Genomic DNA, 23639 nt, shown 5'->3' with positions numbered 1-23639 from the left:
TCAGCTCCTGGAAGCGGCGTTGGGGGCTTGATACTGACCGTCGTCGAACGGCACGTGAGAGGCCGACATCGGGCGCATGGCGCGTGTCACGTCATCGACGTCGCCTTCGACCATGCCCTGGCGGATCACCCGGCCCAGGTAATAGAGCCCGGCGATGAAGACCACGGCATAGACCAGGATGTAGCCGATCAGCGTCGTCAAGGCCATCCAGCCGGTAAGCGACGGCGTCACCGCTTCGGCCTGGGTCATCACGCCATAGATGAGCCATGGCGCACGGCCCGTTTCGGTCACGAACCAGCCAGCACTCACGGCGATGAACGGCGAGATCGCCATCAGCCGCAGCCCCTGAAGGAAGAAGCGATTGTGATAAATCCGACCGCCGCGCCGCAGCAACAGGCCGGCGACCGCGAACGCAATCATCAATACGCCCAGCCCGACCATGATGCGAAACGAGTAGAAGGTGATCCACACCGGCGGCTGCTGGTCGCGGGGGATCTCGTTGAGCCCCGGGAGTTCGCCGTTCGGGTCGCGAGTGAGGATCAGGCTGGCCAGCTTGGGAATACCCACGGCAAAGTCATTGGTCTGGTTGGCCTGATCGGGCACGGCGAACAGCAATAGCGGCACCGATGATTCGGTTTCCCAGATCCCCTCGATGGCCGCGATCTTGCTCGGTTGATACTCCAGCGTGTTGGTGCCGTGCATGTCGCCGATGACTGCCTGGGCCGGGGCCGCGAACAGCAGTAGCCACAGCGACATCGACAGCGCCTTGCGATTGGCCTCGACGTCATGCCCGCGCAGCAGATACCAGGCGCTGACCCCGCAGACCACGAAGCCACCGGTCAGAAACGAGGCCATCACCATGTGCGCGAAGCGATACGGGAACGAGGGGTTGAAGATCGCCTCCATCCAGGACGTCACGTTGACCATGCCATCGCGCATTTCGAAGCCGGCGGGAGTCTGCATCCAGCTGTTGGCCGAGAGGATCCAGAACGACGAGATGAGCGTCCCCAGGGCCACCATGATCGCCGCGAACAGGTGCACCTTGGGCGATACCCGCTCGCGACCGAACAGCAGCACGCCGAGGAAGCCGGCCTCGAGAAAGAACGCCGTGACCACCTCGTAACTGAGCAGCGGGCCGATGAAATTCGAGGCTGCCTGGGAGAAGTTGCTCCAGTTGGTCCCGAACTGGAAGGCCATGACGATGCCCGACACCACCCCCATGCCGAACACGACCGCGAAGACCTTGGTCCAGAATTCTGCCAGGCGCTCCCAGGCCGGGTTGCCGGTCTTGACGAGCAGGCCATAGAGCAGCGCCAGGTAGGAGGCCAGGCCGATCGTGAAGACCGGAAAGATGGCATGAAAGGTTACGACAAACGCGAATTGCAATCGCGACAGGAAGACCGGATCAAGTTCCATGTCCACTCCTAATCCGTCCGAAGTCAGGACCGCCGTCGATGCAGCATCTTCGGGACCCCCGTTAACCCAAGCCTTGCAGCCGGTCGCCGCGCGCTGATGCGACTCACCACAGGTTAGCCAAGCAGACGGTCATTGCGAGCCTCAGACACTGGCAATCGCCGCCGGCACGAGGACATGATACGCCGCCCACGAAACCGACTTAAGTCTTAACGGGCGCGTCGAGTTGACGCAGATCAAGAACGGGGCGATAAGTCTGGACACGACTGCGCCGGGCATGGAACCCGGCGCAAGGTGGGGCTCGCTGACGAGGAGACGATCGAAGCGGACGATCAGACCATTTCGCTGCTGATCAGATAGGCGTTGTAGGCCAGATAGACGAGCAGCAGCGCACCGCCTTCGAAGCGATTGATCCGCCCCTGGCGCCCTCGCCAACCGATGCCGAATATCAGCACCGCCAGGGTCAGCACCGCCATCACCGGCCAGTCGCGCAGGATCACCGCGCGCTCGGCATCGATCGGCGTAATCACCCCGGCCAGCCCCACCACGGCCAGCGAATTGAACAGGTTGGAGCCCACCACGTTGCCCAGCACCAGGTCGTGCTCGTTCTTGCGCAACGCACTGATCGACGAGGCCAGCTCAGGCAGCGAGGTGCCCACCGCGACCACGGTCAGGCCGATGACCAGATCGCTGACGCCGAACGCCTGAGCGATCTGCACCGCCCCCCAGACCAGCAGCCGCGAACTGACGATCAATACCACCAGGCCGGCTAGCGTCCAGAGGATGCCGGCGCGCAGCGTCATCGGATGCTCGGCGAGCGAGGACTCGGTGCCCACCACCAGCGCATCGGTAGCGCCACTGCGGGCGCGCCAGATGCTGAACCCCATGACCAATAGCAACAGGGCCATCAGCAACAGCCCATCGAGGCGCGAGACCTGGGCATCGAGCAGCAGCCAACCGGAGATCAAGGTGGCGACCCCCAGCAGCGGCAATTCCTGACGGATGACCTGCGAGTGCACCGTCAGCGGACTGAGCAGCGCCACGAGGCCGAGAATCAGCCCGATATTGGTGATGTTCGAGCCATAGGCATTGCCCAGCGCCAGCCCCGGATTGCCCTGCCAGGCCGCGAGCGCCGATACCATCATCTCGGGGGCCGAGGTACCGAAACCGATCACCAGGATGCCGATCAACAGCGACGGCAGGCCCAGGTGCCCCGCCGTGGCGGCCGCGCCATCGACGAAACGATCGGCACTCCAAACCAGCAATATCAATCCCAGAACGACAGCTCCGATCGCCAGTAGCAAGCTCGCCTCCCTTTGTTAACGCATGACTTCGATGATCCGGCTCGTGGAACGTACGCCGGCATGATGCCCGAGTTGTCCGGGCAGGGCCAGCGCCCGGCCCGGGCTCGCAGGGCAATTGCAGTTGAGCTGACGAGGGGCGCCGAGTCGCGCCACTTGGCGACGGCAATCGATGAACGCTGTTCGACCACGGACACTAAGCGGTTACACTGATCCACATGAATGAGAACACTCATCGCCACAGGACGCTGACACGGTGACCGCCGATACGCAACCGCCCGATACGCTGACGGATAGCGGCGCTGGTTCGCCACGCCAGAGCCGGCGCCGGCTGCGTGCCTGCCACGAGTGCGACTGGCTGGTGGCGCTGCCGCCGCTGAGCCCGGGGCAGAAGGCGGACTGTCCGCGCTGTGGCCATAGTCTCGCCCAGCGTCACAACCGACCGGCACAGCGCAGCCTGGCGCTTTCGCTGGCAGCGCTGATCGCGCTGATCGTCGCGCTGTCCTTCCCCTTCATCAGTTTCGAGGTCAGCGGCATCAGCAACCGCATCGAGCTGGCCCAGACCGTACGCAGCCTGGTCGGCTACAGCCAGCCATGGGTGGCCATCAGCGTAGCGCTGAGCGTCGTCGTGCTGCCGGCCCTCTATCTTGCCTGCGTCGCCTGGCTGCAGCTCGGCCTGCTGAGTCGCGAACCGCTGCCCTTCAGCCGCGGCATCGCGCGCTCGCTGAGCCATCTGCACCCGTGGATGATGGCCGACGTGTTCATCATCGGTGCGCTGGTCAGCTTGATCAAGGTGGCCGGCCTCGCCGAAGTCAGCCTGGGCGTCTCGTTCTGGGCCTTCTGCCTGTTCGCCATCCTGCTGTTGCTGACCACGCAATCGCTCGACAGCGACTGGATGTGGTTCTCGCTGGCCGGCGAACCGCTCGCGCCCGAACACAGCCGCACCGGCGCTCCGGCCGCCGAGCAAGGTCTGGCCGGCTGCCAGACCTGCGGCCTGGTCAATGCGCTCGATGGCCACGGTCGTGGACGCTGTCGACGCTGCGGCGAAGCGTTGCACGCACGTCAGCCGCGAAGCCTGCAGCGGACCTGGGCCCTGCTCGTCACGGCGACGATCCTGTACCTGCCGGCCAACATCTACCCGATCATGACCACCACTTACCTCGGCGAAGCCAACCCGTCGACGATCATCGGCGGCGTGATCCAGCTCTGGCAGATGGGCTCCTATCCGGTCGCCACGGTGATCTTCGTCGCCAGCATTCTGGTGCCGGTCGGCAAATTGCTCGCCCTCGGCTGGCTGTGCATCGCCGTGCGCCGCAGCGGCGGCTATCACCGCATCGTGCGAACCCGGCTCTATCGGCTGACCGAGTTTATCGGCCGCTGGTCGATGGTCGACGTCTTCGTGGTGGCGATTCTGGTCGCCCTGATTCGCGCCGGCAGACTGATGTCAATCACCCCGGGGCCGGCCGCGCTGGCCTTCATGTCGGTCGTGGTCTTGACCATGCTCGCCGCCATCACTTTCGATCCGCGCCTGCTGTGGCAGCCGCCCGTTCCCGCCAAGGAATCCTCTCATGCCTGAAGCGCATCGCGCCCAACGTCATGTTCAGTCGCGCATTTCACCGATCTGGATCGTACCACTGGTGGCAGTGCTGATCGGCCTGTGGCTGGTCTACGACAACGCCAGCCGGCGGGGCCCCGAAATCACCCTCGAGATGCCCACCGCGGAAGGCATCGAAGCGGGCAAGACGCTGATCAAGACGCGTAATGTCGAGGTCGGGCGGGTCAAGAGCGTACGCCTTTCGGATGATCTCTCGCATACCGTGGTCACCGCCCGCATGAGCGAGGATGCCGAACGCATGCTCAATGCCGGCAGCCGCTTCTGGGTAGTCAAGCCGCGTATCGGCCGTGAGGGCATCAGCGGCCTGAATACCGTGCTGTCGGGGGCCTATATTCAGTTGCAGCCCGGTCAGAGCGATAAACCGCAATATCAGTTCACCGTCCTCGACCAGCCGCCGGTCGCACCGCCCGGCGCCAAGGGCATTCGTATCAATCTGGTCAGCCAGCTGGGCAGCTCGCTGCGGGTCGGCGACCCGGTCACTTACCAGGGCTTCACCGTGGGCCGTGTCGAGGATGCCTCGTTCGACCCGCAGGATCGGGAAATGCGCCATCGTCTGTTCATCGAATCGCCCTATGACGTATTGATCACCGAAACCACTCGCTTCTGGTCGGCCTCGGGCATCAACGTCAAGCTCAGTTCCGAAGGTGTCAGCGTCCAGCTGGAATCGCTGGAAACGCTGGTCGGCGGTGGTGTGACGTTCGGCATTCCCGAGGACATTTCGCCGGGGGCCAAGGCCAAGCCGGACAGCACCTATACGCTCTATGCCAATGAGGAGGACGCCCTCCAGGGCACCTACAACCGCAATCTGGAGTATGTGCTGCTGGTCGACGACACCGTGCGCGGCCTGTCGAAGGGCTCACCGGTCGAATACCGGGGGGTGCGCGTCGGCACGGTGGTCAGCGTTCCCTGGCGCTTCACGGCGCCGCAGCCGGAGACTCGCCAGCGCTTCGCGATTCCGGTATTGATCCGCATCGAGCCACAGCGGCTGACCCTCGATGATCAGCCCGTTGATCTGGATGAGTGGGAACAGCGCTTCAAGAAGCTGTTCGAGTACGGCCTGCGCGCCTCGCTCAAGGCCGGCAACCTGCTGACTGGCGCACTGTTCGTCGATCTCAACTTCAACAAGGAGCTGGCCGGCGAGTACACGCCGGAGACCTTCGAGCAGCGCACCGTCTTCCCCACCACGTCGGGGGGCTTTGCGCAGATCGAACAGAAGGTCTCGAACCTGCTCGACAAGCTCAACGCGTTGCAGGTCGAGCCGATTCTCGACAAGCTCGATCGCACCATGGCCACCTCGCAGGCAACCCTCGAGGAAGTCCGCACGAGCGCCGAATCGCTCAAGGCGATGCTGGAGGATCCGGCGACACGCGCAATACCCGGCAATGTCAACGAGTCATTGAAGCAGCTGCAGCGCACGCTCGAGGGTCTCTCCCCGGACTCGCCGGCCTACCGCGAACTCAACGCTACGCTGCAGAGCATCGAGAAACTGGTACGCCAGCTGCAGCCATTGGCCGAGACGCTCAGCGACAATCCCAATGCACTGATCTTCGATCGCAGTCCGGGGCCGGATCCGGTGCCCCGGGCGCCCGAGCGCTGAGCGCAAGGCCACGTCAAGGAGCAAAGACATGACACGCAGATTACGTGGGGCGCTGATGGTTGGCGCACTGTTCGCCCTGGCGGGGTGCGCCGGCTCGCCGACCACCGAACGCTATACCCTGCCTGCCCCGATGAATGACGCAGTGTCCGGGGTGGGCACGTCTGACGCCGCGACGCCAGACTACAGTCTGGTCATCGACCGGGTGAGCGTAGCAGGCTATCTCGACAACCCGGGTATCGTGCTGCAACCCGACGCGATTCGCCTACGCCAGGCCAGCCGTCACCAATGGGCCGAGTCGCTCGACCAGCAACTCGGCCGGGGGCTGCGTCAGCGGCTCGCCGCGGAACTTCCCGACACGCGAATTCTCGTGGAAGGCGATCCCCCCGAAGCCCTGCATCTGCAAGTCAATGTCGAGCAGTTCCAGGGCCATTACCAGGGCGTAGGCATGGCCAGCGGCTACTGGCAGTTGCGAGCAGCGAACGGCGATCTGCTGCTCGAGCGCAACTTCTCGGCCAGTACTCCGCTCGCAAAGGACGGTTATCCGGCGCTGGTGCGCGCGCTGGGAGCAAGCTGGGACAAGGTGGCAGCGAATTTCGCCGCGCAGATTCGTCGACTGCGCGCCTCGGGCACGGTCGACTAGTACCGCGTCACAGCAACGCTTGCGCCTCATCGGAAGCCAGCTGGCCGCGCAGCCGGGCTACCGCCTGGCTATGCAACTGGCAGACTCGCGACTCGCTGACGCCGAGTACCGCGCCAATCTCCTTGAGGTTGAGTTCTTCCTGATAGTACAGCCCCAGCAGCAGCTTTTCGCGCTCCGGCAGCTTGTCGATGGCTGCCACCAGACGCGCCCGCTGCTCGTTGCTTACCAGCGCATCGAAAGGCGATTTCGGTGACGATTCGCCCCCCTCCGGCTCGCCGCTCTCCTCGATCAAATCCTCGAAGCCGAGCAGGTGGCCCCCGTTGGTATCGGCCAGTCGCTGATGATAGTCAGCGAGACTCAGCGATAGATAATCGGCAATCTCGCGCTCCTCGGCGGGACGCCCGAGTTGCTGTTCGAGACGCCGGGTAGCCTCGTCGATCTCCCGCGCGTTACGCCGCACGCTACGCGGCACCCAGTCGCGGCTGCGCAGCTCATCGATCATCGATCCGCGTATGCGCTGGCTGGCATAGGTGGTGAAGCTTGCCCCCTGGTCGGCGTTGTAGCGTCCCAGCGCATCGAGCAAGCCAACCATTCCGGCCTGGACCAGATCATCGAGATCAACGCTGGCCGGCAGCCTTACCTGCAGTGCCAGCGCCTGGCGCCTGACAACCGGCAGATACTGGTCGAGCAAAGCATGCTGATCGATCTTACCTTGTGCCGTATACATTCCGCGTCTGGAACCTGTGTGACCGTGGCAGCACCCAAGCGGCTACCGATAGGGGGATTATTACTCCGCGCCGTCCCGCGCCAAGCGACGAATACCCCATTTCGTGAAAGGTTATTCAAGCTTTTAGCGCCGCGCTGTGCCTCAGCATCAGGCTTTTCCGTTCAGTGATAGTTGACGATCAACTGCAGGTCTTCGATCCGCAGCGGCGCCGATGGGCGTGCCGATTCGGGCAGGCGAAAGCGCATCACGAAGGGCCCGGTGGCGGCCAGCCCGGCCAAGGCCCTGCTCTGCCCGCGCGGGGTGGCGAGCCACAAGCAGCGCTGCGGATGACACAGCCGGGCTTCCAGCCGCGCGCTACCCGGCGGCGGAGTAAACCGCCAGCTAACGGACGTGATCTCGGCACTGGTTGGCGCCACAGGCGGTTGGAGCAGCTGGGAGACGACCTCGCGACCCGGCGTATACAGCCTGACGCTCGGCGCCTCGCCGACCCAGCTACCGGCCGCCCCGGCGCTGGCGGGCGCAGAAAAGACAGCCGGCAACCCCAGGCTGGTCAACCAGAGACTCGCCAGGGCGACGCCCGAAGAGCGCCGCAGGCCGCGCCACGCCGAGCGCCGAGCGCTCATCGCGATGCCTCGGAGGGGAGCCGCGGACGTCGCGGCAGCGGCACGATCCAGAGTTCGAGGCCCAGAAACTCGGCCGCGGCCTGCTGAAGATTGCTCAGCAAACCCGCTCGCGAGGCAAACGGCGGATGCACCAGCAGCAAGCGCTTGGGACCACCGCGTTGAGCAAGCCGCTTGAGCGTGCGATAGGCACGGCGAAAGCCGTCGCCATCGTCGCCTACCCACAGCGCCCAGTGCCCCTGCTGGCCCAGCAGCGTGGCAAGATGCGGGCTGTCGACAGCGATCGGCACCAATCGCCATTGCTCGGGCTCCCCCACCCAGCGCTGGCCCTGTTCGCACCAGCGCTGCAAAGCGTCATGCACCGGTTGCAGCGAGGCATTTTCATCGCCCGCCAGGCCAACGATCATCAGCACCCGCGACGCAGCGGCCCGTGATTCCGGCGTTGGCGTCGGTGCAGCGTCCTTGGGCTCGGCCTGGCTGCCAAGCCCGGCCTGCGCCCAGCGCCGCAAGCCGGCCGCTTGATCGATCTGGCTCACGGCTGAGTCCTGTCATCCAGCATCTGGCCGCTCGCCAGCAGCAAGGCGTCGCGGGCGGTGAACAGATACCACAGCGCCTCGAGCAGCGCTCGGGCGCTGCGCTTGCGACCGCTGCCGAGCATGCTCAGCAGCTGACCGCGGACGTCCACCGCCCAGTCGGCCTGTTCCTGGTCGAGCCGGATCGCCAGCGACGCCAGCGCGGTGGCGATCCACACACGCAGCTCGTCATCCACGCGCATCGCCTGCGAGGGTGCCAGCCACTGCCAGGCGCGACGCGCCAGCAGCGGCAGTTCTTCATGGGCCAGCTGGGCGGCAAAGGCCGCGAGACCGTTCGCGGCATCGCCCGACGGCATCAACCAGTAGCGATGCGCCAGCGAGCGCCCGCTATCCGGGTCGCTCAGGTTGACGAACCAGGCCGTGAGCGAATCCGGGGAATCCAGCGCCACGGCCAACCGAGCGCTCTTGAGTCGGACGCTGCGACCGCGGTAACGGCATGTTCGACTCGCCTCGGGTGTGGCGTGGGCTGCCAGTGCCGCCAGCTTGTGGCGCACGCCGTCGACGCTGACCCGGGTGTTGGCCTGCGTCGTGGCCACCCAACGCACGCCTGCTACGTCGAGTTCATGGCGCGTCGCTGCCACCGGGCAGCGCGGCAGCCATTGCATGTGCAGTCCCAGCCGCGCAGCAAAGTGCAGCTTCTGCGACTCGCCGGCGGGCTGATGATGCGTCGCCCAGGGCAGCGTCTGCGCCAGCCCCTCGCTGTTGAGCGGCACGGCCGGCAAGTACCAGTCGCTGCCCTTGACCGCGGCACTGCGCGGCCACAGCAGGCCATGTGAAGGCTCGCTGCCGAACGCTGCGCTTTCACCGCCATCGCCGCGCCAGGCCGCGTGCAGCCGCGGCAGCTGTTGCTGCTGGGCCTGCAGCGGATAACCCAGCCACGGCCAGGCCGATTCGAGCTGGGCAAAGCCGCCGACGTGCTCGCGCAGGCGGGCGAACAGCGTCGCCAGGTTGCGTCCCTGGCTGAACAGGCCGCGCGACAAGCTTTTCCAGCGTCGGGGCGATGAAGTGCGCTGCCACTCCAGCGGGTCGCCGCTGAAGGCCGAGTCGTCGCCCACCGCCAGGGCCTGGTCGACCAGCGCCTGGCGATCGGCAAGCTGCAGATCCTCGGGTACCTGCTGACCCTGCGAGACGTAATGCAGACGCAACCCGTGGCGTATGGCGATATCCAGTACCGCACCGAGCCGCGGGGCCTCGTCGACCTTGGTCAGGATCGCCCCGTAGAGCGGCGCCCCCGCGGCGAGCGAGGCGCGTTGATAGGTTTCCACCACCTCGTCGAGGGTTTCGCCATGACTGGCGGCATTGAGCAGCAGCAGGCGGCGGACCGGGCGCGGTGCGTTTTGGCTCGATTCGCCGAGCATCGCCACCTGGCCGACCAGGCGCTGATCGCGCTGGCTCATGCCGACGGTATCGATGATCACCAGGCGCTTGTCGTCGAGCTGCGCCAGCAATTCGCCGAGCGGCGCGTCGTCGGCCAGCGCGTGGACCTCGACGCCCAGCAACCGGGCATAGATACGCAGCTGTTCGTGGGCGCCGACACGATAGCTGTCGGTGGTGATCAGCGCGACCCCGCCGGCGCCGTGGCGCATGACGTAGCGCGCCGCCAGCTTGGCGGTGGTCGTGGTCTTGCCGATTCCGGTGGGCCCGAGCAGCGCGAACACACCACCCTGATCGAGCAGGCCGGCTTCGTCCTCGAGCACCTCGAGGCGCCCGCCGAGCTGACGATGCAACCAGGCGGCGGCCCCGGACGGGTCGCCATGAACCAGCTCGCCGGGCAGCGCGTCGAGCAGTTCACGCGCCAGCGCATTGCCGAAGCCGGCATTCTGCAACCGGCAATTGAGCCGGTGGCGGTTGTCCTCCTTGTCCGCCTCGCCCGCCGCGGGTTCCTGGCGGGCCTGCCGGTCGGCGATCAGCATGCGCAGATCCTGCATCTCGTCGAGCAGGCGTGCGCTGAAGGCGGCGAAATCGCCCGGCGGGCCCTGGTCCTGGTTCCCCGCGGGGGCCGGCTGAGCAGCGGCAGGCGTGACGGACGCCACCGGCGCGGGTCGCGACGGCACAGGCGGCGACTGGGAAGCCTGGCGCTCGGGCAGATAGGCCCGCGCGGCACTGCTGGCCGCGCCGGCCTGCGGTTCGCGGGGTGCGGCTTGGCGTTCGACGGGCAAGGCATCCGCCGGCCCCGGCTCTTCGGCCAGGGCGAGTATCTCGACCCCGGCATCGACGCGGCGATTGGCCAGGATCAAGGCGTCTTCGCCCAGTGCGGCGCGCACCTGGCGCATCGCATCGCGGCTGTTGGCAGCTATGAAACGTCTAACGCTCATCAACGCCTCCGATCAGCGTGGTTACTCGAATCGTGCGGTCATCCGGAATCTCGGCCTGCGACATCACCACCAGGTGACGCAGGCGGCGGCGCAAAAAGCGCGCCAGCAGCGGGCGCAGCGACGGCGTCACGACCAGCACGGGCGGCTCGCCCAGCGCCTCCTGGCGGGCCAGCCCGGCCTCGGTCTGCTGCATCAGGGTATCGGCCAGCCCGGGCTCGATCGCCCCGCCGCCGTTCATCGCCTGACCGAGCACCTGTTCCAGGTTGGCGTCCAGGCCAATCACATGCAGCTCGCTGTTGCCCGGGAACCATTGCTGGGTAATCGCCCGTCCCAACGCCATGCGCACCACCGAGGTCAGGTCGTGGACATCGCTCTGCGCGGTGGCGTGTTCGGCCAGGGTATCGAGGATGGTTCGCAGGTCGCGAATCGAGACCTCCTCCTCGAGCAGGTTCTGCAACAGCCGCTGCAAGACGGTCAGCGACACCAGCTTGGGCACCACATCCTCGACCAGCGCCTTGTTGTCCTCGCCCAGCTTGTCGAGCAGCTGCTGCGTCTCGTGACGGCCGAGCATGTCGCCGGCGTGCTCGTGCAGCAGGTGGTTGAGGTGCGTCGCCACCACCGTACCGGCATCGACCACGGTATAGCCATAGATCTGCGCCTGTTCACGCTGACTGCCGTCGATCCACACCGCCGGCAGGCCGAACGCCGGGTCCTGGGTGGGCGCGCCCTCGAGATGGCCCGAAACCTGGCCCGGGTCGATCGCCAGCCACTTGCCGGGATAGGCTTCGGCGCGTCCGACCTCGACGCCCTTGAGAGTGATCACGTACTGGTTGGGACCGAGCTCCAGATTGTCGCGAATATGCACCACCGGCGGCAGGAAGCCGACCTCCTGGGCGAACTTCTTGCGCACGCTCTTGATCCGTCCCAGCAGCTCGCCATCCTGGCGATGATCGACCAGCGGAATCAGCCGATGGCCGACCTCGAGCCCCAGGGTATCGACCAGCTGGACATCGTCCCAACTGGCTTCGGGCACGTCGGGTGTCGTTACCGGCTGCTTGTTGACGACCTCTTCGGCGAGCTTGTTCTCGCGCTGGCGAATCATCCACCAGGCCAGCGCGCCGAGCGCCACGCTGAACAGCAGGAATACGAAGTTGGGCATGCCCGGTACCAGGCCCAGCAGACCCATTACACAGGCCGACAGAATCAGCACGTGGGGATTGTTGAACAGCTGGCCCATCATCTGCTGGCCGACATCCTGCTCGGTGTTGACCCTCGAGACGGTGACGCCCGCCGCGGTCGAGATCACCAAGGCCGGAATCTGCGCGACCAGGCCGTCGCCGATGGTCAGCAAGGTGTAGGTACGTGCCGCAGCGCCGAAGGCCATGTCATACTGCATCATGCCGATCAGCAGTCCGCCGATCAGATTGACGACCATGATGATCAGGCCGGCCACGGCGTCGCCACGCACGAACTTGCTGGCACCGTCCATCGAGCCGTAGAAGTCGGACTCCTGGGCGATCTCGGCGCGCCGTTTCTTGGCGTCCTCCTCGCCGATCAGCCCGGCGTTCAAGTCGGCATCGATGGCCATCTGCTTGCCGGGCATGGAATCCAGGGTGAAGCGCGCACCGACCTCGGCGATACGACCGGCCCCCTTGGTGATGACCATGAAGTTGATGACCACCAGAATCAGGAATACCACCAGACCCACCGCGAAGTTGCCGCCGATCAGGAACTCGCCGAACGCCTCGATCACCTTGCCCGCCGCATCGCCCCCCTCATTGCCCTCCATCAGCACCACCCGGGTCGAAGCGACGTTGAGCGACAGTCGCAGCAAGGTGGTGAACAGCAGCACCGCCGGGAAGGCCGCGAAATCCAGCGGCTTGCTGGTGAACATGCTGACCAGCAGCACCATGATCGCCAGCGCGATGTTGAAGGTGAAGAACATGTCCAGGGCGAACGGCGGCAGCGGCAGGATCATCATCGACAGAATCATGATGATCAGCACCGGCCCGGCCAGCAGCTTCATGGGGACGTTGCCCAGCCAGTTCTGGCCCAGGGTATTCATCAAACTCATCGCGTTTCCTCGCGGGAAGAGGCATCGTGGGGGCTATCCGCCATTTCAACGGGCACCTGGATATCGCGCGGCGGCTCGGGCATCTCGCCGCCCTCCTGGCGCACCTGACGCAGACGAAACGCCCACGCCAGTACTTCGGCGACCGCGGTGTACAGATCGGCCGGGATCTCCCGGTCGAGATCGACATGCCGGTACAGCGCCCGCGCCAGTGGCGGGGCCTCCAGGCGCGGAATGCGGTGCTCGTCGCCGATCTCGCGGATGCGCGCGGCCACCGCATCGGCGCCCTTGGCGACGACCCGCGGCGCCCCCATATCGCTGTCGCGATAGCTCAGCGCGACCGCATAATGCGTGGGGTTGGTGACGATCACGTCGGCCTCGGGCACCTTGCTCATCATCCGCCCGCGCGCCATCGCCTGCTGCTGCTGGCGGATGCGACCCTTGACCTGCGGGTCGCCTTCGGATTCCTTGTGCTCCTTCTTGATCTCGTCCTTGGTCATGCGCAGTTGCTTGTTGTGACTCCACAACTGATAAGGCACATCGATCAGAATCACCACCACCAGCGACAGCACGATCAAGCCGCTGCATATCGCCGTCAGCTGCATGGCGTGATAGAAGGCCTGCTGGACCGGCTGGTTCATCAGTCCCAGGAACTCGTCGCGCTTGTACCACAGGAAGACGAACGCCACGCTGCCGGTGAGCAGCGACTTGGCGACGGCCTTGGCCAGTTCGGCCAGCGCCTGGGTCGAGACCATCTTCTTCAACCCCTTCGCGGGGTTGAGCTTGGAAAACTTGGGTTGCAGCGACTTGCCGGAAATCAGCCAGCCGCCGAGCAGCGCGGGGGCGACGATCGCAATGACCGCCAGCAGCAGAAACAACGGGATCAGCGCGAATAGCGTGTTGCTGCCGAGCACCCAGACACTGGACATCATCCGCGCCGTGTCGAAAGTGATGCCGCGATCGAAAATGAACGATTGTTCCATGACCAGCCCGAGCTGATCGTAAAGCATGCCGCCCATCGTCCACAGGCCGATGACGCCGCCAAGCAGCATCAGGAAGGTGGAAAGTTCGCGCGAGCGTGCAACCTGCCCCTCCTCCCGCGCCTTTTCCAGGCGTCGCGGCGTGGGGTCTTCGGTCTTTTCCTCGTCGCTGCTGTTGTCGGCCATGGTCCCCGCGCCGGGTTTTCGGCAAAATTCTAACGAGGCTTATTCTGCGCGGGGGCGGCAGTCAACAAACACGCAAAAAGCGCGACGAATCGGGCGTTAATCCACGATTGTCGCGCGGCAGGCTATTCAAGAGCGCAAGGGTCAGGCCACGACAGCGCAACGGTCGCTGGCCACCGCCTGACGGATCAGAAGCCCAGCGAGTCCAGCAAGTCGTCGACCTGGCCCTGGTCGCTGACCACGTCAGTGCCTTCGGACTTGATCTGCGGCCCGTTGAGCAGCGAGGTCTCGCGCTCGTTGACCAGCGTCTTGCGCAGTTCCTGGCGATCCTGACTGTCCGGCACGTTATCCAGCAACACCTGAACGAGCTGGTTCTCGATCTCCTTGATCATGTCCATCATGCGCTTGATCACCTGGCCGGTCAGGTCCTGAAAATCCTGGGCCATCATGATCTCGAGCAGTTCGGCATTGGTCGCGCGCGTCTGTGCAGGCACCGCGCTCAGATAGGCACGCGTATCGACCACCAGCTCCTTGGCCTCGTCGAGCTCCTTGGGCTCGGCGAACCACTGCGCCCAGCGCGTGTCGAGTTCCTCGGCACGACTTTCCAATGCATCCTGGATCGGCTGGGCACGGTCGATGGCGTTGAGCGCCCGCTCGGCGGCCTGCTCGGTCATCGTCGCCACGTAGCTCAGCCGATCGCGCGCGTCGGGGATCGCCTCGGCGGCCTTCTCGATCTCCTTGTCCAGTCCCAGTTCCCGCATGCTGTCTCGCAACATGCGCGTCACCTGCCCGATCCGCTGGACCAGGTCCTCACCCTGCTGAGTGCCGGCATGCTGCGCTTGAACGCTCATTGCTTGCCCTCCTCCACGAAATTGGTCTTATTTGCCCAGCTTTTCGAAAATCTTGTTGAGCTTTTCTTCCAGCGTGGCCGCGGTGAAGGGCTTGACGACATAACCGTTGGCGCCTGCCTGGGCGGCGGCAATGATGTTTTCCTTCTTCGCCTCGGCCGTCACCATCAGCACCGGCAGCGACTTGAGCGCATCGTCGGCGCGGATCTGCTTGAGCATCTCGAGGCCATCCAGATTGGGCATGTTCCAATCGGAAACCACGAACTCGAAGCCACCGGCACGCAACTTGCCCAGCGCGTCCTGGCCGTCCTCGGCCTCCTCGACGTTGGTGTAGCCCAGCTCCTTGAGCAGGCTACGCACGATACGGCGCATGGTGGGAAAATCGTCCACCACCAGGATGCTCATGTTCTTGTCGGCCATCTTGCTTCCTCATCTCAATCGGGTTTGGGCAACGCGTTGTCAGAATTCCTGCCAGTCGTCTTCGCTCTCGAGCAACGGCTCGGGCTTGGCGGAACGACGGGCGGCTGGTGTCTGGCCGGGTGTGACGCCAGCCTGCGGCAGCGCCGGTGTGGCGCCAGCGGCACGCTGTTCCGCCCGGCCGTCGTCGGCCAGGCGGAACAGCGCTACAGCCTGCTCCAGCCGATCGGCCTGTTCTTCCAGCGAGGCGGCGGCGGCGGCGGCCTGCTGAACCAGTGCCGCATTCTGCTGAGTGACCTCGTCCATCTGCGAGACGGCGGTCCCGACCTGGGTGATACCATCGCTCTGTTCCTGCGAGGCCGCCGAGATCTCGTCCATGATGTCGGTCACCCGGCGCACCGCGGATACGACATCGCGCATGGTGGTGCCGGCTTCTTCGACCAGCGTCGAGCCCTGCTTGACCTGGGTGACCGAGCCGTCGATCAATTCGCGGATCTCCTTGGCCGCCGACGCACTGCGGCTCGCCAGGTTGCGCACTTCGCCGGCGACCACCGCGAAGCCCCGTCCCTGCTCGCCGGCCCGGGCCGCCTCGACCGAGGCATTGAGCGCAAGAATATTGGTCTGGAAGGCGATCGAATCGATCACCCCGGTGATATCGGCGATCTGCTTGGAACTCGCGGAAATCCCCTGCATGGTGGTGATCACCTGATCGACCACCTCGCCGCCGCGCCCGGCCGTCGACGACGCCTCGTTGGCCAGCGTGCTGGCCTGGCGGGCATTGTCGGCGTTCTGCTTGACGGTCGCGGTCAGCTCTTCCATGCTCGCCGCGGTCTCGGCGATCGAAGCCGCCTGCTGGTCGGTGCGTGAAGACAGGTCGGTGTTGCCGCCGGCGATCTCGCGGGTGCCCAGATAAATCGAGCCACTGCTGTCGCGCACCGTGCGCACGGTCTTGGAAAGACCCTGCTGCATGTCGCGCATGGCGGCGAACAGCTGGCCGATCTCGTTGCGCGTCGTCGCGGCGATCTCGTGGGACAGATCCGCCTTGGCGATGCGCTGGAAATGCTCGACCGCCTCGCGCAGCGGCCCAACCACCAGGCGCGCCAGCCCCAGGCGCAGCGCGGCGAGCAACAGCAACGCGAAGACCACCACGCCCAGGCCGATCAGCTCGCTTTGCCGGATCTCGAAGTAATAGTCGCTGACGACCTGATCACCACGCTTGCCGGCATAGCCCACGAAATCGGTCATCGCCTGGTCGAAAGCTGCGCTAAGGGAACTTTCTTGCGCCTTGAGCGCATCGAAGGTCTCCATGTCGAGTTGTTCGAGCGCGGTCATCTGCCCCACGAGGTTGTCGAACAGCGCCGTCATGTTGGTTTCGAGCGGCACGGTATACGGCTTTCCGGCGTCGGTCTTGGGCACCGCCGCGAAATTGGCGAAGCGCGCCCGGGCGCGCTCGAGATACCCCCTGGCCTCGCCGAGATAGCCCTTGGCTTCGGCGAAGCGCCCCATCATGCGCTCGGAGACGACATCGTTGGTGCGCATGCGACTGTAGAGCATCAGCGATTCGGCGCGGCCGATCTCGTTGAGCTGCTCGACGTTGATCCGGTTCAGCGTAGCGATCGAGGCTTCGCTGATGCGATCGGTCCGATAACCCAATGTAGCGATGATCAGGATCAGCACGCCGAAGGTCACCACGGCGACACTCAGCAACGAACTAATGGACAGGTTGGCGAACAGGCGTTTCATAGGGCTCTCTTCAGTTTCGGCATTATTGACGTTGCAGCTTGATTAACGTTGAGGCTTGGCGGCGCACGGCGTCAGACGCGTTGGGCACGTCCCGAGGACGCCACCTGCTGCATGATCTTGCTCGCCATCTGCTCCAGATCGACGGTTTCGACGGCGCCACCCACCGCGACCGCTTCGCGGGGCATGCCGTAAACCACGCAGGTCGCTTCGCTCTGGGCCAGCGTATGGGCGCCGGCCTTGCGCATGTCCAGCAGCCCCGCGGCGCCATCCTTGCCCATGCCGGTGAGAATCACGCCGATCGCATTGCGCCCGGCGTTCTTGGCCGCCGAGTTGAACAGCACGTCCACCGAGGGGCGGTGGCGATTGACCGGTTCGCCGTCGTCGAGCGCCACCACATAGTTGGCGCCGCTACGCGAAAGCTTGAGATGGCGATCGCCAGGGGCGATGTAGGCGTGGCCGGGCAACACCCGCTCGCCGTCCTCGGCCTCCTTGACGCTGATCCGGCACAGCCGGTCGAGGCGTTCGGCGAACGAGCGGGTGAAACCGCCCGGCATGTGCTGGGTGATCAAAATCGCCGGGGTATTGGCCGGCAGCGGCTCGAGCACATGGCGGATCGCCTCGGTGCCGCCGGTCGAGGCGCCGATGATGATCAGCTTCTCGCTGGAGATGAACGGCGCCCTGATCGGCTCGGCCGGTGCGTCCTGCTGGCGGCGCCCAGCGCGCGGACGCGAGCGGGCGGCGGCGCGAATCTTGTCGGCGATCATCTCGCTGTAGTCGAGCATGCCGCTGCGGATGCCCAGTTGCGGCTTGGAAACGAAGTCCACGGCCCCCAGCTCCAGCGCGCGCAGGGTGATCTCGGAGCCCGCCTGGGTGAGCGACGAGACCATCAATACCGGCATCGGACGCAGCCGCATCAGGCGCTCGAGAAAATCGAGCCCATCCATGCGCGGCATTTCCACGTCCAGCGTCAGCACGTCGGGATTGGTGCGTTTGATCAGGTCACGTGCCACCAGCGGGTCGGGCGCTGTCGCCACGACTTCCATGTCCGATTGCGAGTTGATGATCTCGCTCATCAGGTCACGGATCAGCGCCGAGTCATCGACACACAGTACCTTGATCCTGGGGGCGCTCAAGGGCTCTCTCCTTTCCTTCCCCCGAGCGGACACGCCGCTCGGGGGATTACCATAGTCTTGGTGTTATCGGCTTGCCGATGGACGACTTGAGGGTTGCGAAGCCAACTCGTAGACGGTCTGGCCGCGCAGCCGGAACGCCTGGCTGATGTAGGAAAAATTCTCGGAATGGCCGGCAAACAGCAGTCCGTTGGGCTTGAGCAATGGCACGAAACGCTCGAGGATTTTCGCCTGGGTCTGCTTGTCGAAATAGATCATGATGTTGCGGCAGAAAATCGCATCGAAGCCGCCATCCAGCCCCCAGTTCGGCGCCAACAGGTTGAGCTGGCGCAGTTCGACCAGGGCAGTCAGCTCGGGACGTATTCGCGCCAGGCCGGCGCGAGCGCCACCGCCGCGCAGGAAGAACTGCTTGCGCCGCGCCTCGCTCAACTTGAGCACCTGCTCGAGGGGATAGACTGCCTCACGGGCCTTGGCCAACGCCTCGGTATCGATGTCGGTGGACACGATTCGCGCCTCGCGGGCACGCGTCCCCAACGCCTCGTGCAGCGTCATGGCGATGGAATACGGCTCCTCGCCGGTCGAGGCCGCCGCGCACCAGATACGCACCGGCGCCGTACTGGCCGCCACATGGTTGGCGAGCAGCGGAAAGTGATGCGCTTCGCGGAAAAATGCCGTCAGGTTGGTGGTCAGCGCATTGGTGAAGGCCTCCCACTCCTTGGAGTCGGGCTGACGCTCGAGGCGCGCCAGATACTCCGAGAACAGCGTCAGCTTGTGGTGGCGCAAGCGCCGCGCGAGGCGGCTGTAGACCATCTCGCGCTTGTGCTCCGCCAAGACGATGCCGGCGCGCTGATAGATCAGCTTGCGCACGCGATCGAAGTCCGTATCGGTCATGGTCAGATCGCGCTCCAGGGAAGCGCTCGTGGCGCTCCCTGCCATGACGGCACCCAGCTTGTCGGAATAGTCCACTCGGCTGTTCAAAAGGCCTCCCATTCGGATTCACTGCCGGCGAGGCGCGCTGGAGTCCTGGCCGGCTTCGCTGACGAGGCAGCGCTTTCCGAAGTCGCATGGCTGAGTTCGCGACGGCGCTCGGCCGCCTTGAAGCGACTCGCCCGATCGACGCTCTCCTTGCCGCTGCCCGCCAGGCGCAACACCGCCACCGCGTCGGCCAGCCTGCTCACTTGCTCATCGAGGCTTTGCGCCGCACGCGCCGAACTCTGCACGCGTTCGGCGTTCTGCTGGGTCACCTCGTCCATCTGGGCGATCGCCTGGTTGATCTGGTCGATGCCGCCGGTCTGCTCGTCGGAGGCCGAGGCGATCTCGCCCATGATGTCGTTGACCTTGAGCACCGCGCCGACCACGCTCTCGATCGAGCGCTCGGCGCGCTTGACCAGCGCCGCACCGCTGTCGATCTCCTGGGCGGAACCGTCGATCAGCGCGCGGATCTCGCGAGCGGCGTCGGCGCTGCGCCCGGCCAGGTTGCGCACTTCGCTGGCGACCACCGCGAAGCCGCGGCCCTGCTCGCCGGCCCGCGCCGCCTCGACCGAGGCGTTGAGCGCCAGGATGTTGGTCTGGAAGGCGATCGAGTCGATCACCCCGATGATCTCGGAAACCTTGCGCGAGCTGTCGGTGATCCGGCCCATGGTGTCGACCACCTCGTTCATCACCTCGCCGCTCTCGCGCACCGAGCTCGCGGCGTTGCTCGACAAGCCGCTGGCCTCGCGGGCATTGGAGGCGTTCTGCTTCACCGTGGCGGTCATCTGCTCCATGCTCGAGGCGGTTTCCTGCAGCGACGCGGCCTGCTGCTCGGTGCGCGACGACAGATCCTCGTTGCCATCGGCGATGTCCCGCGACGCCGGGCGCACGATGCCCACACTGCGATCGACATCCTTGACGATGCTCGCCAGGCTCAGACGCATGATGTTCAGCGAGGCCATCAGTTCGCCGATCTCGTCGTTGCGATTGCCAGGCATGGTCGCCGCCAGATTGCCGGCGGAAATCTGCAAGGTGAAACGCTTGGATTCATTGAGCGGCCGGCGTATCGCGCGCATGCTCATGGCCCCCATGACGATCAACAGCAACAACCCCACCAGACCCAGGATCAGCTGGGCGGCAATGATCCGCTCCTTGATCTTTCGAGCCTGCTCGACCAATGCCTGGGCCGCCTCCTGCTTGGCCGAGACCAGGCCGCTGACAATGGCACTCAACCGCTCGCCTTCCGGTTTCAGCACATCGTTATAGGCCAGGTAGGCCTGATAGGACTCGCCGTCGGTCAGGCTCTGAGTGGTCGCCAGCAATCCCGCCTCGAGGTAATTTTCAAGCCCTTCGGCGAACGTCGCCGCCTCTTGGGTTTGGTTGACTTCACGAGCCATGTAGTTGTCCCACACCGCGTCGATCTCCACGGCCATCTCCTCGACCTTGGCGACCGTGTCCTCGAAGCCACCGGCCATGGGGTTGCTCACCGGACCAGCCAGCATCGACCGACCACGGTTCATCAATTGATCGATCCGCTGCAACCGGGCGACGTCCTTGAGGCCGTTGTCGTTGACCGACTGCAGGCGCTCAGCCGAGGTTTGCAGACCGTAGAGGCCCAACGCGCCACTGGCCACCAGCAACAGCACCGCCAGCGCGATCATCGTCGCCATGCGCCCCTGCAGCGAGCGCAGGCGTACCCGGCTCAGCCAACCGATCATCCCGCGGCGCACGATCTGCCCGCGCACCAGCTTGACTCCCCCGCTCTTGCCGGCACGCAACTGCGCGTAGATCCGTTCGGCGTAGGCGCAGGCCTCGGGCTCGGCCTTGACGCGCACCGAGGCATAGCCCTGCAGCTCGCCCGCCTCGAAGATCGGCGTGACGCTGGCGTTGACCCAGTAATGGTCGCCATCCTTGCGCCGGTTCTTGACCAGGCCATGCCAGGATTCGCCGGCTTCCAGGGTTTCCCAGAGATTGGCAAACGCCGCTTCGGGCATGTCCGGGTGGCGCACCAGGCTGTGCGGAGCACCGATCAGCTCCTCCCGGGCAAAGCCGCTGACCTCGACGAAGGCCGGGTTGGCATAGGTGATGCGCCCCTTGAGATCGGTCCGCGAGATCAGGTAGTGCTCGTCGTCGAGCACGTATTCGTGTTGAGTAACGGGTTCGTTATTGCGCATGGCCTGGATATTCCCTGCTAAGTTGTTGCCGTGGGGGCGAGCCGATTATTGTTATCGTCTTGCCTAGAAGGCTGCCCATTCCTGCTCGTCGTTGACGACGGGTGATGACGCTTGTCGCTTGGATGCGGTCGGCGCGGACAGCGTTGGCTGATCGACCTGGCGACGCGCCTGAGCCGCCTTGAAGCGACTCGCCCGATCGACGCTCTCCTTGCCGCTGCCCGCCAGGCGCAACACCGCCACCGCGTCGGCCAGCCTGCTCACTTGCTCATCGAGGCTTTGCGCCGCACGCGCCGAACTCTGCACGCGTTCGGCGTTCTGCTGGGTCACCTCGTCCATCTGGGCGATCGCCTGGTTGATCTGGTCGATGCCGCCGGTCTGCTCGTCGGAGGCCGAGGCGATCTCGCCCATGATGTCGTTGACCTTGAGCACCGCGCCGACCACGCTCTCGATCGAGCGCTCGGCGCGCTTGACCAGCGCCGCACCGCTGTCGATCTCCTGGGCGGAACCGTCGATCAACGCGCGGATCTCGCGGGCGGCGTCGGCGCTGCGCCCGGCCAGGTTGCGCACTTCGCTGGCGACCACCGCGAAGCCGCGGCCCTGCTCGCCGGCCCGCGCCGCCTCGACCGAGGCGTTGAGCGCCAGGATGTTGGTCTGAAAGGCGATCGAGTCGATCACCCCGATGATCTCGGAAACCTTGCGCGAGCTGTCGGTGATCCGGCCCATGGTGTCGACCACCTCGTTCATCACCTCGCCGCTCTCGCGCACCGAGCTCGCGGCGTTGCTCGACAGGCCACTGGCCTCGCGGGCATTGGAGGCGTTCTGCTTCACCGTGGCGGTCATCTGCTCCATGCTCGAGGCGGTTTCCTGCAGCGACGCGGCCTGCTGCTCGGTGCGCGACGACAGATCCTCGTTGCCATCGGCGATGTCCCGCGACGCCGGGCGCACGATGCCCACACTGCGATCGACATCCTTGACGATGCTCGCCAGGCTCTTGCGCATGATGTCCAGTGCGCTCATCAGACGACCCATCTCGCCGCTTCGTTTCTCCGGCAGGGTGGCGCCAAGGTTGCCGGCGGAAATCTGCTGAGTGAATTGCATCGACTCCTTGAGCGGACGACGAATCGCGCGCACGCTCAGCGCTCCCATGACCAGCAGTAACAACATGCCTAGCGCAAGCAACGCGCCCTGGAAGATCATCATTTTGCGTCGTTCGCCCTGAGCCTGCTGGGCCATCTCGAGGGCTGCAGTCTGCTTCGACTGGATCAGCGCGTTGACCTTTGCCGATAGTTCGGCCCCCTGAGCCTGCAGGCTTTCGAGGTTATCGCGCAGCGCCACGAAGGCGTCGAATGCCTCCGCCCCACTGAACGCCGATACCATGTTCATCAGGCCCTGCTGCAGATAGTTGTCGAGCAGCTCGCCGAAAGCGGTGACCTGTTCGGTCGCATTGACGTCGCGGGCGGTGAACTCGGCCCAGATGGTCCCGACGCGGGTGGAAAGCTGCTCGAGCTTCTTGGCATACTCCAGGCGCGCATCCATCAGCGCCATGCGGTCGGTGTTGGAGAGCACTTGATAGCCCTGGGTGGTGAGCTGATCGATCTGCTGCAATCGCGCCACATCCTCGAGCCCATCGCGTTGCAGCAACCGGGTGCGCTCACCGGCCTTGTCGACGCCATACAGGCCCAGCCCGCCACTCACTGCCAACAACAGCAGTGCCAGTGCGACGATGCTGGCCATGCGCCCTTGCAACGAACGTAACTGAACGCGCTTCAGCCGCCCCCATAAGCCACGCTTTACAAGCTGGCCGCGCACCAGCTTGACTCCCCCGCTCTTGCCGGCACGCAACTGCGCGTAGATCCGTTCGGCGTAGGCGCAGGCCTCGGGCTCGGCCTTGACGCGCACCGAGGCATAGCCCTGCAGCTCGCCCGCCTCGAAGATCGGCGTGACGCTGGCGTTGACCCAGTAATGGTCGCCATCCTTGCGCCGGTTCTTGACCAGGCCATGCCAGGATTCGCCGGCTTCCAGGGTTTCCCAGAGATTGGCAAACGCCGCTTCGGGCATGTCCGGGTGGCGCACCAGGCTGTGCGGAGCACCGATCAGCTCCTCCCGAGCAAAGCCGCTGACCTCGACGAAGGCCGGGTTGGCATAGGTGATGCGCCCCTTGAGATCGGTCCGCGAGATCAGGTAGTGCTCGTCGTCGAGCACGTATTCGCGTTGGCTGATGGGCTGGTTGTTGCGCATGCGTGCTTCCCTTGATTGTTTGTATTGCGGCGTGACAAATGCCGCTTATGGTGGTTGCCCGA

Annotated in this window: 18 protein-coding genes; 3 read left to right on the top strand and 15 right to left on the bottom strand. The window is 65.2% G+C overall.

The features are described from left to right. Together K7I12_RS08380 and K7I12_RS08375 are read right to left on the bottom strand one after the other, a co-directional pair. Nucleotides 1-1416: a cytochrome ubiquinol oxidase subunit I gene (locus tag K7I12_RS08380; RefSeq protein ID WP_231663867.1), complete on the bottom strand. Its 1416-nt coding sequence runs from the start codon at nucleotides 1414-1416 to the stop codon at nucleotides 1-3. A gap of 329 nt (nucleotides 1417-1745) precedes the next feature. Next, on the bottom strand, nucleotides 1746-2717 hold the full coding sequence (locus K7I12_RS08375; protein WP_231663866.1) for a calcium/sodium antiporter: 972 nt from the start codon (nucleotides 2715-2717) through the stop codon (nucleotides 1746-1748). A 253-nt stretch (nucleotides 2718-2970) separates the two neighbouring features. Here K7I12_RS08375 and K7I12_RS08370 point away from each other — a divergent pair, with 253 nt between their 5' ends. From K7I12_RS08370 to K7I12_RS08360, 3 genes are read left to right on the top strand one after another with little or no spacing between them, the layout of a single operon-like run. Then, nucleotides 2971-4290: a PqiA/YebS family transporter subunit gene (locus tag K7I12_RS08370; protein ID WP_442908034.1), complete on the top strand. Its 1320-nt coding sequence runs from the start codon at nucleotides 2971-2973 to the stop codon at nucleotides 4288-4290. Further along, nucleotides 4283-5926 carry an intermembrane transport protein PqiB gene (gene pqiB, locus K7I12_RS08365; protein WP_231663865.1) on the top strand — a complete coding sequence of 548 codons (1644 nt, stop codon included), beginning with the start codon at nucleotides 4283-4285 and terminating at the stop codon, nucleotides 5924-5926. The genes K7I12_RS08370 and pqiB overlap by 8 nt, the downstream gene beginning before the upstream one ends. A 28-nt stretch (nucleotides 5927-5954) precedes the next feature. Continuing rightward, a complete protein-coding gene (locus tag K7I12_RS08360) occupies nucleotides 5955-6566 on the top strand; it encodes a PqiC family protein (protein ID WP_231663864.1) in 612 nt (203 codons plus the stop codon). Between the two features lie 7 nt (nucleotides 6567-6573). Here the strand turns inward: K7I12_RS08360 and K7I12_RS08355 are convergent, their stop codons facing one another. The 13 genes from K7I12_RS08355 to K7I12_RS08290 form a co-directional block, all read right to left on the bottom strand. After that, nucleotides 6574-7293 carry an RNA polymerase sigma factor FliA gene (locus K7I12_RS08355; RefSeq protein WP_231663863.1) on the bottom strand — a complete coding sequence of 240 codons (720 nt, stop codon included), beginning with the start codon at nucleotides 7291-7293 and terminating at the stop codon, nucleotides 6574-6576. Between the two features lie 161 nt (nucleotides 7294-7454). Beyond that, nucleotides 7455-7916: a flagellar protein FlhE gene (locus K7I12_RS08350; protein WP_231663862.1), complete on the bottom strand. Its 462-nt coding sequence runs from the start codon at nucleotides 7914-7916 to the stop codon at nucleotides 7455-7457. Continuing rightward, nucleotides 7913-8449: a hypothetical protein gene (locus K7I12_RS08345; protein WP_231663860.1), complete on the bottom strand. Its 537-nt coding sequence runs from the start codon at nucleotides 8447-8449 to the stop codon at nucleotides 7913-7915. Before K7I12_RS08345 ends, K7I12_RS08350 begins: the two co-directional genes overlap by 4 nt. Then, nucleotides 8446-10821, bottom strand: a complete 2376-nt coding sequence (gene flhF, locus K7I12_RS08340; RefSeq protein ID WP_231663859.1) for a flagellar biosynthesis protein FlhF — start codon at nucleotides 10819-10821, stop codon at nucleotides 8446-8448. Before flhF ends, K7I12_RS08345 begins: the two co-directional genes overlap by 4 nt. Next, on the bottom strand, nucleotides 10811-12895 hold the full coding sequence (gene flhA / locus K7I12_RS08335) for a flagellar biosynthesis protein FlhA (protein WP_231663858.1): 2085 nt from the start codon (nucleotides 12893-12895) through the stop codon (nucleotides 10811-10813). The genes flhF and flhA overlap by 11 nt, the downstream gene beginning before the upstream one ends. Next, on the bottom strand, nucleotides 12892-14058 hold the full coding sequence (gene flhB / locus K7I12_RS08330) for a flagellar biosynthesis protein FlhB (protein WP_031383215.1): 1167 nt from the start codon (nucleotides 14056-14058) through the stop codon (nucleotides 12892-12894). The genes flhA and flhB overlap by 4 nt, the downstream gene beginning before the upstream one ends. A gap of 185 nt (nucleotides 14059-14243) precedes the next feature. Beyond that, a complete protein-coding gene (gene cheZ, locus K7I12_RS08325) occupies nucleotides 14244-14906 on the bottom strand; it encodes a protein phosphatase CheZ (protein ID WP_031383214.1) in 663 nt (220 codons plus the stop codon). Between the two features lie 27 nt (nucleotides 14907-14933). Then, complete coding sequence (gene cheY, locus K7I12_RS08320) at nucleotides 14934-15323, bottom strand: chemotaxis response regulator CheY (RefSeq protein ID WP_031383213.1); 390 nt, start codon at nucleotides 15321-15323, stop codon at nucleotides 14934-14936. 39 nt (nucleotides 15324-15362) lie between these two features. Then, nucleotides 15363-17063, bottom strand: a complete 1701-nt coding sequence (locus K7I12_RS17485) for a methyl-accepting chemotaxis protein (RefSeq protein WP_031383212.1) — start codon at nucleotides 17061-17063, stop codon at nucleotides 15363-15365. A 71-nt stretch (nucleotides 17064-17134) separates the two neighbouring features. Further along, nucleotides 17135-18196 carry a protein-glutamate methylesterase/protein-glutamine glutaminase gene (locus K7I12_RS08305; protein ID WP_031383211.1) on the bottom strand — a complete coding sequence of 354 codons (1062 nt, stop codon included), beginning with the start codon at nucleotides 18194-18196 and terminating at the stop codon, nucleotides 17135-17137. 63 nt (nucleotides 18197-18259) lie between these two features. Continuing rightward, a complete protein-coding gene (locus K7I12_RS08300) occupies nucleotides 18260-19129 on the bottom strand; it encodes a CheR family methyltransferase (RefSeq protein ID WP_031383210.1) in 870 nt (289 codons plus the stop codon). Nucleotides 19130-19167: 38 nt separating this feature from the next. Then, complete coding sequence (locus K7I12_RS08295; protein WP_231663857.1) at nucleotides 19168-21339, bottom strand: methyl-accepting chemotaxis protein; 2172 nt, start codon at nucleotides 21337-21339, stop codon at nucleotides 19168-19170. Between the two features lie 63 nt (nucleotides 21340-21402). Beyond that, nucleotides 21403-23577, bottom strand: a complete 2175-nt coding sequence (locus K7I12_RS08290) for a methyl-accepting chemotaxis protein (RefSeq protein ID WP_231663856.1) — start codon at nucleotides 23575-23577, stop codon at nucleotides 21403-21405. Nucleotides 23578-23639 lie beyond the last annotated feature (62 nt).

This window comes from Halomonas sp. IOP_31 (genome assembly GCF_021151495.1).
Lineage (GTDB): Bacteria > Pseudomonadota > Gammaproteobacteria > Pseudomonadales > Halomonadaceae > Modicisalibacter > Modicisalibacter zincidurans.
Note: the sequence above shows the minus strand (reverse complement) of the source record. Positions and strands in the feature narration are given on the sequence as shown.

Excerpts from the sequence above, each read along its gene's own strand:
- K7I12_RS08360 (WP_231663864.1), top strand. The coding sequence starts at position 5,955 with ATGACACGCAGATTACGTGGGGCGCTGATGGTTGGCGCACTGTTCGCC.
- flhF (WP_231663859.1), bottom strand. The coding sequence starts at position 10,821 with ATGAGCGTTAGACGTTTCATAGCTGCCAACAGCCGCGATGCGATGCGC.
- K7I12_RS08300 (WP_031383210.1), bottom strand. The coding sequence starts at position 19,129 with ATGGCAGGGAGCGCCACGAGCGCTTCCCTGGAGCGCGATCTGACCATG.
- K7I12_RS17485 (WP_031383212.1), bottom strand. The coding sequence starts at position 17,063 with ATGAAACGCCTGTTCGCCAACCTGTCCATTAGTTCGTTGCTGAGTGTC.
- flhB (WP_031383215.1), bottom strand. The coding sequence starts at position 14,058 with ATGGCCGACAACAGCAGCGACGAGGAAAAGACCGAAGACCCCACGCCG.
- K7I12_RS08355 (WP_231663863.1), bottom strand. The coding sequence starts at position 7,293 with ATGTATACGGCACAAGGTAAGATCGATCAGCATGCTTTGCTCGACCAG.
- K7I12_RS08350 (WP_231663862.1), bottom strand. The coding sequence starts at position 7,916 with ATGAGCGCTCGGCGCTCGGCGTGGCGCGGCCTGCGGCGCTCTTCGGGC.
- flhA (WP_231663858.1), bottom strand. The coding sequence starts at position 12,895 with ATGAGTTTGATGAATACCCTGGGCCAGAACTGGCTGGGCAACGTCCCC.
- cheZ (WP_031383214.1), bottom strand. The coding sequence starts at position 14,906 with ATGAGCGTTCAAGCGCAGCATGCCGGCACTCAGCAGGGTGAGGACCTG.
- pqiB (WP_231663865.1), top strand. The coding sequence starts at position 4,283 with ATGCCTGAAGCGCATCGCGCCCAACGTCATGTTCAGTCGCGCATTTCA.
- cheY (WP_031383213.1), bottom strand. The coding sequence starts at position 15,323 with ATGGCCGACAAGAACATGAGCATCCTGGTGGTGGACGATTTTCCCACC.
- K7I12_RS08380 (WP_231663867.1), bottom strand. The coding sequence starts at position 1,416 with ATGGAACTTGATCCGGTCTTCCTGTCGCGATTGCAATTCGCGTTTGTC.
- K7I12_RS08295 (WP_231663857.1), bottom strand. The coding sequence starts at position 21,339 with ATGCGCAATAACGAACCCGTTACTCAACACGAATACGTGCTCGACGAC.
- K7I12_RS08290 (WP_231663856.1), bottom strand. The coding sequence starts at position 23,577 with ATGCGCAACAACCAGCCCATCAGCCAACGCGAATACGTGCTCGACGAC.